At 38.9% G+C, this 10,099-nt stretch carries 9 protein-coding genes; all 9 read left to right on the top strand.

The features are described 5' to 3' along the window. The first annotated feature begins 252 nt into the window (after positions 1-252). The 9 genes from O3658_RS10305 (at position 253) to uvrC (ending at position 10,093) form a co-directional block, all read left to right on the top strand. Positions 253-621 carry a hypothetical protein gene (locus O3658_RS10305; protein WP_075231554.1) on the top strand — a complete coding sequence of 123 codons (369 nt, stop codon included), beginning with the start codon at positions 253-255 and terminating at the stop codon, positions 619-621. A gap of 132 nt (positions 622-753) precedes the next feature. After that, positions 754-1,446 (top strand): phosphoglycerate mutase, encoded by a 693-nt coding sequence (locus O3658_RS10300; protein ID WP_070458655.1) that lies wholly within the window; start codon positions 754-756, stop codon positions 1,444-1,446. 300 nt (positions 1,447-1,746) lie between these two features. Further along, positions 1,747-2,031: a DUF2695 domain-containing protein gene (locus O3658_RS10295; RefSeq protein WP_371561431.1), complete on the top strand. Its 285-nt coding sequence runs from the start codon at positions 1,747-1,749 to the stop codon at positions 2,029-2,031. A 231-nt stretch (positions 2,032-2,262) separates the two neighbouring features. Further along, the gene (locus tag O3658_RS10290) at positions 2,263-3,924 is read left to right on the top strand and encodes a ribonuclease J (protein WP_281335736.1); all 1,662 of its coding nucleotides are present in this window, start codon (positions 2,263-2,265) and stop codon (positions 3,922-3,924) included. 65 nt (positions 3,925-3,989) lie between these two features. After that, positions 3,990-4,769 (top strand): alpha/beta hydrolase, encoded by a 780-nt coding sequence (locus O3658_RS10285; protein ID WP_371561428.1) that lies wholly within the window; start codon positions 3,990-3,992, stop codon positions 4,767-4,769. Between the two features lie 207 nt (positions 4,770-4,976). Next, the gene (locus O3658_RS10280) at positions 4,977-6,206 is read left to right on the top strand and encodes an aminoacyltransferase (RefSeq protein ID WP_371561425.1); all 1,230 of its coding nucleotides are present in this window, start codon (positions 4,977-4,979) and stop codon (positions 6,204-6,206) included. Positions 6,207-6,210: 4 nt separating this feature from the next. Then, positions 6,211-7,377, top strand: coding sequence for an aminoacyltransferase (locus O3658_RS10275; RefSeq protein WP_371561422.1), 1,167 nt, complete (start codon positions 6,211-6,213; stop codon positions 7,375-7,377). A gap of 120 nt (positions 7,378-7,497) precedes the next feature. Then, a complete protein-coding gene (locus O3658_RS10270) occupies positions 7,498-8,199 on the top strand; it encodes a M57 family metalloprotease (protein WP_371561418.1) in 702 nt (233 codons plus the stop codon). Between the two features lie 70 nt (positions 8,200-8,269). Continuing rightward, positions 8,270-10,093 (top strand): excinuclease ABC subunit UvrC, encoded by a 1,824-nt coding sequence (gene uvrC / locus O3658_RS10265; protein WP_371561415.1) that lies wholly within the window; start codon positions 8,270-8,272, stop codon positions 10,091-10,093. The last annotated feature ends 6 nt before the right edge of the window (positions 10,094-10,099 follow it).

The raw sequence follows: 10,099 nt of genomic DNA, 5'->3' as shown, positions 1-10,099 counted from the left end.
GACTTAGGGATTTTTGTTATGGAAATTCATATATAACAAATTGAGTTTAGAATAGTACATTACGACTGCTAAAAATATTTCTAGAAATTAGTTTGACTTTCCTAATCGAATTGTTCATACTTTATTTCAATTTACTATATGACTTAAGGAAAATAAAGTGCCACTGATGATATTGTGGTCTACTTGGAAAAGCTTTGAATTTAACCTAAAATATGGTAGAATAACAATTATTAAAATTTGAAGGAGACATTTATGAAGACAAAAACACTAGCGCAAATTGCTGGAATTATTGGGACTATCTCAGGCTCACTCTTGGCAATTTTGCCAGTCGTAATATTAATGGTTGCATCTATTTTTGCGAATGAAGATTTTGCAGGAGTAGTTTTAGCGATTATCTTCATTGTTTTTACCTTAGTAAAAATCGCAACTCTCATTCTTGGAATTCTCTCTCTAATCTACTATAAGGATGATAAGCGTATTTCAATGGCGCCATCTGTTTTGTTAATCGTTGGTTCTGTAGTAGGACTGATTCCATTTTTAGGCTGGATTGGTGGAATTGTCATTGTCATCGGTGGTGCCCTATTCCTAACAAGTTTGAAACAATTTCAAGTTCAAGAATAGTTGTTTATTGAGAGAAGGGGAGGTCACCTCTTCTCTTTTTAGTCGATTTTGACTAGCTTTTTTGTGAAAAATTGTGTAAAATAGAATAGATAAACGAGGGAAACCTCGGAAAATAAAAGGAGTATCCATCAAATGGTAAAATTGGTTTTTGCTCGCCACGGTGAGTCTGAATGGAACAAAGCTAACCTTTTCACTGGTTGGGCTGATGTTGATTTGTCTGAAAAAGGAACACAACAAGCGATTGACGCTGGTAAATTGATCAAAGAAGCTGGTATCGAATTTGACCAAGCTTACACTTCAGTATTGAAACGTGCGATCAAAACAACTAACTTGGCTCTTGAAGCATCTGACCAATTGTGGGTTCCAGTTGAAAAATCATGGCGCTTGAACGAACGTCACTACGGTGGTTTGACTGGTAAAAACAAAGCTGAAGCTGCTGAGCAATTTGGTGATGAGCAAGTTCACATCTGGCGTCGTTCATACGATGTATTGCCTCCTGCAATGCCTCGTGATGACGAATATTCAGCTCACACAGACCGTCGTTATGCTTCACTTGACGACTCAGTTATCCCAGATGCTGAAAACTTGAAAGTGACTTTGGAACGTGCTCTTCCATTCTGGGAAGATAAAATCGCTCCAGCTCTTAAAGATGGTAAAAACGTATTTGTAGGAGCACACGGTAACTCAATCCGTGCTCTTGTAAAACACATCAAACAATTGTCAGACGACGAAATCATGGATGTAGAAATCCCTAACTTCCCACCATTGGTATTCGAATTCGACGAAAAATTGAACGTAGTTTCTGAATACTACCTTGGAAAATAAATCTTGTAAGTTTAGGATTGATTTATATCGATTTCAAAAAGTTACACAAATAATTCAAGCGAAGGATTTAGTTCTGTCTTGCACAGGGCTGAGTCCTTTTAGTTTGATTTTATACTCTTCGAAAATCTCTTCAAACCACGTCAGCGTCGCCTTACCGTATATGTGTTACTGACTTCGTCAGTTCTATCCACAACCTCAAAACGGTGTTTTGAGCAACCTGCGGCTAGCTTCCTAGTTTGCTCTTTGATTTTCATTGAGTATTAGTATCAAAAGTACCAGAGAAGTTAGTCGGAGTAGAAAATGGATAAAGAGAAGAAAAAGAAATTACTGGCAGAGTATAAGCAGCAACAGAAGAAAGAATTTGAAGCAAGTTTACCGATACCAAGGGAGACCTTTTTAGATTTGTTTGATTTTTTGGATCAGGAGTTAGAGTCGCTGACTTGTCCTGCTGATTTTACCTTGACTAGGTCATTTCTAAAAGGGCGTGATTTAGAAGTTGAAGTGATTTTGGGATTTTTAGAGGCAAGTGGAGCCTACTGTGACTGCGAAGTCCTTTATAATGTTGCTGACTTATTTGAAGATTAAACAGGATGGAAGCACCAATTGTCCCATTTAATCCTATAATTAGTGCTGCTTTGTCCGTTATTGAACGGAAAGAGATGGTTGAAGTGCGATTATCTGTAAGATTCATTTTGAAAATTAGTAAAAAAATGGTATAATGAATGGAAAAGATTCGGCTGAAAGTGAATTGGACTTTCAGAAAAAGAGAGCTTTTAAAGCTCTACAAACAAGTTGAAGTGACTATTCGGAGGAAAAATGAATACTATTAAATTAACAACACTTGGGGGTGTACGTGAAAATGGTAAAAACATGTACATCGCAGAAATTAACGACTCGATTTTTGTATTAGATGCAGGTTTGAAATACCCTGAAAATGAACAGTTGGGTGTCGACGTCGTTATTCCCAACATGGACTATCTGTTTGAAAATAGTGACCGTATTGCTGGGGTTTTCTTAACACACGGGCATGCGGATGCGATTGGAGCCCTTCCATATCTCTTGGCAGAAGCTAAGGTTCCTGTATTTGGCTCAGAGTTGACCATCGAACTGGCCAAACTATTTGTTAAGGGAAATGACAGTGTCAAGAAATTTGATGATTTCCATGTCATTGACGAAAATACAGAGATTGATTTTGGCGGAACGGTAGTGTCCTTCTTCCGTACAACTCACTCTATTCCAGAAAGTTTGGGTGTGGTCTTGAAAACATCTGAAGGAAACATCGTCTATACAGGGGATTTCAAGTTTGACCAAACGGCTAGTGAATCTTACGCCACTGACTTTGGTCGTTTGGCAGAGATTGGTCGCGAAGGGGTATTGGCTTTGCTTAGTGACTCAGCAAATGCAGATAGCAATATCCAAGTAGCCAGTGAAAATGAGGTTGGTGTAGAAATCACGCAAACTATCTCTGACTGGGAAGGACGTATCATCGTCGCTGCGGTTGCAAGTAACCTTTCTCGTATTCAGCAGGTTTTTGATGCAGCTGCGGAGACAGGGCGTCGTGTTGTCTTGACAGGATTTGACATTGAAAATATCGTCCGTACAGCGATTCGTCTGAAAAAATTGTCTCTAGCCAGTGAAAATCTTTTGATTAAGCCAAAAGATATGTCTTGTTTTGAAGATCATGAATTAATTATCCTTGAAACTGGACGTATGGGTGAACCCATTAACGGCCTACGCAAGATGTCTATCGGTCGTCACCGTTATGTTGAAATCAAAGAAGGTGACCTGGTTTATATCGTTACAACACCATCAATCGCCAAGGAAGCAGTGATGGCACGTGTCGAAAATATGGTCTACCAAGCAGGTGGAGTTGTCAAGCCAATTACTCATAGCTTGCGTGTCTCAGGACATGGGAATGCGCGTGATTTGCAATTGATGATCAATCTCTTGCAACCTAAGTATCTCTTCCCAATCCAAGGAGAATACCGTGAGTTGGATGCCCATGCCAAGGCTGCTATGGCAGTTGGTATGTTGCCGGAACGGATTTTTATCCCTAAAAAAGGGACTACCATGTCTTATGAGCATGGAGACTTTGTTCCATCTGGTGCAGTTACAGCAGGCGATGTCTTGATTGATGGGAATGCCATCGGAGATGTCGGTAATGTCGTCCTTCGTGACCGTAAGGTCTTGTCAGAAGATGGGATTTTCATCGTGGCTATCACTGTTAACCGTCGTGAGAAAAAAATCATTGCTAGAGCTCGAGTGCACACGCGTGGATTTGTCTATCTCAAGAAGAGCCGTGATATCTTGCGCGAAAGTACAGAGCTAGTCAATCAAACAGTAGAAGACTATCTACAAGGTGAAGATTTTGACTGGGCTGAACTCAAAGGTAAGGTACGTGATCATTTGGCCAAGTTCCTCTTTGATCAAACCAAACGTCGTCCAGCTATCTTACCAGTAGTCATGGAAGCAAAATAGGATCAAATAGCAGGAGAAAGTCGAGTTTCGGCTTTTTCTTATCTTAAACGAATAAGGAGCAAGTTATGGCAGTAATGAAGATTGAGTATTACTCAGAAGTTTTAGATATGGAGTGGGGAGTGAATGTTCTCTACCCAGATGCGTCTCGGGTTGAGGAGCCAGATTCTACGGATATTCCTGTCCTCTATCTCTTACATGGGATGTCAGGAAATCATAATAGCTGGCTCAAACGGACCAATGTAGAGCGCTTGGTACGAGGGACCAATCTAATTGTTGTCATGCCAAATACAAGTAATGGCTGGTACACAGATACTCAGTATGGCTATAACTACTATACAGCTTTAGCAAAAGAACTGCCTAAAGTGCTCAAACGCTTCTTCCCTAATATGTCTAGCAAGCGTGAAAAGACTTTTATCGCTGGCCTTTCAATGGGAGGCTACGGTTCCTTCAAATTGGCCCTATCAACCAATCGTTTCTCACATGCAGCTAGTCTTTCTGGTGCTCTTAGTTTCGAAGAGTTTTCTCCAGAAAGTCAAAATCTTGGGTCGCTTGCTTACTGGCGAGGTGTTTTTGGTAAAGTTAATGATTGGGTGAATAGCCCTTACTCACTTGAAACACTCGCTAAAAAGTCTGATAAGAAAACCAAGCTCTGGGCTTGGTGTGGTGAACAAGATTTCTTGTATGCTGCCAATAATCTAGCAGTGAAGAATCTCAAGAAACTTGGTTTTGATGTGACCTATAGCCACAGTGCAGGAACCCATGAGTGGTATTATTGGGAAAAACAATTGGAACGGTTTTTGGCAACCCTACCAATTGATTTCAAATTAGAAGAGAGATTTAGCTAGTTTTTTATCGATAAAATAATATAGACTGTTTCTCTAAGGTTAAAAATGAAAATGAGAGTTTATTTTCACTAGACTTTTTAATTGAAAGTAGTAAAATGGTAGTAGAAACCTGGTGGAGATGATCTCTTAAAAAAGTGAGATGCCATTTCTTGGTGTTTTTATAGAAAAAATAATAATTTATATGAAGATATAATGGGAGGAGTTAAAGTGTTTGAATTTAAAGTAGGGATTTCGTCTCAAGAACATGATACTTTTGTTAGTCAACATCCACAAGTTAGTCTATTACAGAGTAGTTCTTGGGCAAAGATAAAAGATAATTGGGGGAATGAGCGTTTAGGTTTTTATAAAAATGGAGAATTAGTAGCTGTTGCAAGTATACTCATAAAAAAATTGCCACTCGGATATACTATGATGTATATCCCAAGAGGACCAATCATGGATTATCAAGATAAAGAGTTGGTAACATTTGTGATGAGAAGTTTAAAACAATTTGGGGCTAGTAAGCGGTCTGTTTTTATTAAGTTTGATCCGTCTCTGATCTTAAAACAATATCCTATTGACAAATCTTCTAAAGAATTTTCTGAGAATAGTATATCTATAGAAGCTATTCAAAATTTAAAAGATGCAAACTGTCAATGGTCTGGTAGGACTATAGCTATGTCTGAAACTATTCAACCACGTTACCAAGCTAATAGAATACTAAAAAAAGGTTTAGATTCTGATTTTCCAAAGCATACTAAGAGGTTAATGAAGGATGCTGTTAAGAGAGGTGTTATTACATTTCGTGGTAGCTTATCGGATATTTCAAATTTTGAAACGATTATAGCTTTAACGGAACGTCGTAAGAATGTTTCTCTGCGAAATCAGGAATATTTTCAAAAGTTAATGGAAATATATGGAGATGATTCGTATTTACACTTAGCAAAGATTAATATTCCTGAACGTCTAACGGAGTATAGAGAGCAGTTACACCAGATAAAAAAAGATTTGGCTGAAACAGACGAATATCAAAAGAAGCGTCTAACGAAATTACAACAACAGAAAAAATCTGTTGAAAAATACATTATAGAATTTCAAGAACTTGTTCAAAAATATCCGGAAGAAATAGTTATAGCAGGGGTTCTCTCTGTTTCGTTCGGCGATACACTAGAAATGCTTTATGCTGGAATGGATGATAGATTTAAAAAATTCTACCCCCAATATGTGCTTTATCCAAAAGTGTTTGAGGATGCTTTAAATGATGGTAAAAATTGGGCTAATATGGGGGGGATTGAAGGTACTTTAGATGATGGGTTAACAGATTTTAAATCCAACTTTAGTCCTGTTGTTCAAGAATATATAGGAGAGTTTACTCTACCGGTAAGTTTTTTGTATCAATTGGCCAACTATTTTTATTGCCTTCGAAAAAAATTAAGAAAAAAACATCATAGAAAGTAAGTATATGGCACTAACTACACTCACGAAAGAAGAGTTTCAGACTTATTCTGGTCAGGTTTCTTCTCGTTCCTTCATGCAGTCTGTCCAGATGGGGAACTTATTAGAAAAAAGAGGGGCTCGAATTGTTTATCTTGCTTTGAAACAAGAAGGAGAAATTCAAGTTGCAGCTCTGGTTTATAGCTTGCCCATGCTGGGTGGTCTGCATATGGAGATCAATTCGGGGCCGATTTATACCCAACAAGATGCCCTTCCAGTTTTTTATGAGGGATTAAAAGAATATGCTAAACAAAATGGTGCATTAGAGTTGCTTGTGAAACCTTATGAGACCTATCAAACTTTTGATAGTGAAGGTGATCCAATAGATGCTGAGAAAAAAAGTATTATTCAAGATTTGACTAATTTAGGTTATCAATTTGATGGATTGACAACAGGTTATCCTAATGGAGAAGTCAGCTGGCATTACATCAAAGATTTGCAAGATTATGATGCTGTTTCCTTATTGAAATCCTTTAATAAAAATAGTATTCGCAACATTCAGTCAGCCTTTGATTTTAATATTCTTATTCGAAATGCAGAACGGGAAGAAATTCCAACGTTCAAAAAAATTATTGAAGAAACAGGTAAAAGACAAGGTTTTGAGGATAAGAATTTAGATTATTACTTTAAATTGTATGATATGTTTGGAGATAAGGCGGATTTCCTAATTGCTGAAGTTAATCCGCAACAGTCTATAGATGCTTTAAATGTGAAGATGGCTAGTCTTGACAAGAAGTCGAAACAATTTCATCAGCAATACCAAGCCTTGCAAAAGAAAAAAGATTTTCTAACTAGCTTGGATAGTGAATCTGGCAATGTTGTTCTAGCTTGTGCTTTGATAATCTACACAAATACAGAGGCAACCTACTTGTTTGGGGGGTCGTACGCAGAGTATCAGAAGTTCTCAGCTCCATTTTTACTTCAATATCATGCGATGAAGCAGACAATGCAACGAAACATCCATCAATACAACTTCCTAGGGATTCAAGGGATTTTTGATGGAAGTGATGGCGTATTACGATTTAAGCAGAACTTTAATGGTTATATTGTGAGAAAGGCAGGAATTTTCCGATATTATCCAAATCCAATCAAGTTTAAGTGTTTACAATTTTTGAAAAAAATAATCGGAAGATAAGTGAACAAAGTGGTTTTAGTTTTCTTTCAGCTTACTCAAGTAAAATAAGGAATCTATCTTTAGAATGGGAATCCATGGCTTAAAGATGGGTTCTTATTTTTTTTAGAAAGGCGGGAAATCATGTTCTGGATTATTCGTGTTCTATGTCGATTGTTACTAGGGATTTGGCGCATGTTCTGGCGCCTTGTGTGGACTCTTGTAGTCTTAATTCTCATTGCTTTAGGGATTCTTTGGTATATGACAGGGGATTTATCTGGTGTCTTCAATCAAGCGGGGCAACTTGTTCAAGTTGGTCAAGCAGGCTGGCATCAATGGCAAGAAACTGGTAAGTTACAAGGCTTGTCTCAGACCGATCATCATCAAGATTCAGGAGTAAAATGGCCCCAAGCACAGGCGACAATTTATATTGATCCCCAAATGGATACAACCTTCCAAAAGGCTTATGCCGAAGCTATTGCCAACTGGAATCAGACTGGTGCTTTTAATTTTGTACTTGTGACAGAACCTGACCAAGCAACTATTTTTGCGACTGAAATGAATGATGGTTCCACTTCTGTTGCTGGTGAGGCGGAGAGTCAGACAAATCTCCTTACTAAACAATTTACTTCGGTAACAGTTCGTTTGAATCATTATTATCTATCTAATCCAAACTATGGCTATACCTATGATCGTATCTTGCATACAGCAGAGCATGAGCTAGGTCATGCCATTGGCTTGGAACATACTAATGAAGTGTCAGTCATGCAGCCAGCAGGTTCTTATTATGGTATTCAGGCTCAAGATGTTCAAGCAGTTCAAGAACTATATGAGTCTGGAGAATAAGTGATTTTCAAACGAAAAATAGAGCTCCTTGATGTAAGCAATGAAGGGGGCTTTTTGCTATAATGGAACTATGAATAACTTGATTAAATCAAAACTAGAGCTCTTGCCGACCAGCCCTGGTTGTTACATTCACAAAGATAAAAATGGTACGATTATCTATGTAGGAAAGGCCAAAAATCTACGCAATCGTGTACGGTCTTATTTCCGTGGAAGTCATGATACCAAGACAGAAGCATTGGTATCTGAGGTTGTAGACTTTGAGTTTATCGTCACTGAGTCTAATATTGAGGCCCTCCTTCTGGAAATCAACTTGATTAAGGAAAATAAGCCTAAATACAATATAATGCTCAAGGATGATAAGTCCTATCCTTTCATCAAAATTACCAATGAGCGCTATCCTCGCTTGATTATCACCCGTCAGGTCAAGAAAGACGGAGGTCTCTATTTTGGACCCTATCCGGATGTGGGGGCGGCCAATGAAATTAAACGGCTATTGGATCGGATTTTTCCTTTTCGTAAGTGTACCAATCCACCATCAAAGGTCTGCTTTTATTACCATATCGGGCAGTGCGTGGCTCACACCATCTGTAAGAAAGACGAGGCTTATTTCAAAGCTATGGCCCAAGAAGTCTCTGATTTTCTTAAGGGACAGGATGACAAAATTATTGATGATCTCAAAAGCAAGATGAACTTGGCAGCTCAGAGTATGGAATTTGAGCGTGCGGCTGAATACCGTGATTTGATTCAGGCTATTGGAACCCTTCGGACCAAGCAACGGGTTATGGCCAAGGATCTCCAAAATCGCGATGTCTTTGGTTACTACGTGGATAAGGGTTGGATGTGTGTTCAGGTATTCTTTGTCCGCCAAGGTAAGCTCATTGAGCGTGATGTCAACCTTTTTCCTTACTACAATGATCCAGATGAAGATTTCCTGACCTATGTTGGGCAGTTTTATCAAGAAAAATCTCATCTGCTTCCTAATGAAATTTTGATTCCTCAGGATATTGATGAAGAGGCCGTTAAGGCTTTGGTGGATACCAAAATTCTCAAGCCCCAACGTGGGGAGAAAAAACAACTGGTCCATCTCGCTATCAAAAATGCGCGTGTAAGCTTGGAGCAGAAATTTAACCTACTAGAAAAATCAGTTGAGAAGACACAAGGGGCTATTGAAAATCTAGGGCGACTTTTACAAATTCCAACCCCATTCCGCATCGAGTCCTTTGACAATTCCAATATCATGGGGACTAGTCCTGTTTCTGCCATGGTTGTTTTTGTTAACGGGAAACCGAGCAAGAAGGATTACCGCAAGTATAAGATTAAGACAGTTGTTGGACCAGATGACTATGCCAGTATGCGAGAGGTTATTCGCAGACGCTATGGTCGAGTTCAACGTGATGGCTTGACACCGCCAGATTTGATCGTCATTGATGGGGGACAAGGTCAGGTTAATATCGCTAAGCAAGTTATTCAAGAAGAGTTGGGGTTAGATATTCCCATTGCAGGTCTGCAAAAAAATGATAAGCACCAAACCCATGAATTGCTTTTTGGAGATCCTCTTGAGGTGGTAGAGCTGTCTCGGAATTCGCAGGAATTTTTCCTCCTGCAGCGAATCCAAGATGAGGTCCATCGCTTTGCAATCACCTTCCACCGTCAACTGCGCTCTAAAAATTCCTTCTCCTCTCAATTGGATGGAATTGAAGGCTTGGGTCCAAAACGCAAGCAGAACTTGATGAAATATTTCAAATCTCTGACAAAAATCAAGGAAGCCAGCGTGGATGAGATTGTCGCAGTTGGTATACCAAGAGCAGTTGCAGAGGCTGTTCACCAACACTTGAATCCTCAAGAGCGTGTAGAACTCGCTCAGGTAGCAGAGTCGCCTGCTGAATACAAGTGATAAAGT

The sequence above is a fragment of the Streptococcus sp. 27098_8_69 genome, from assembly GCF_041432445.1.
GTDB lineage: Bacteria > Bacillota > Bacilli > Lactobacillales > Streptococcaceae > Streptococcus.
Note: the sequence above shows the minus strand (reverse complement) of the source record. Positions and strands in the feature narration are given on the sequence as shown.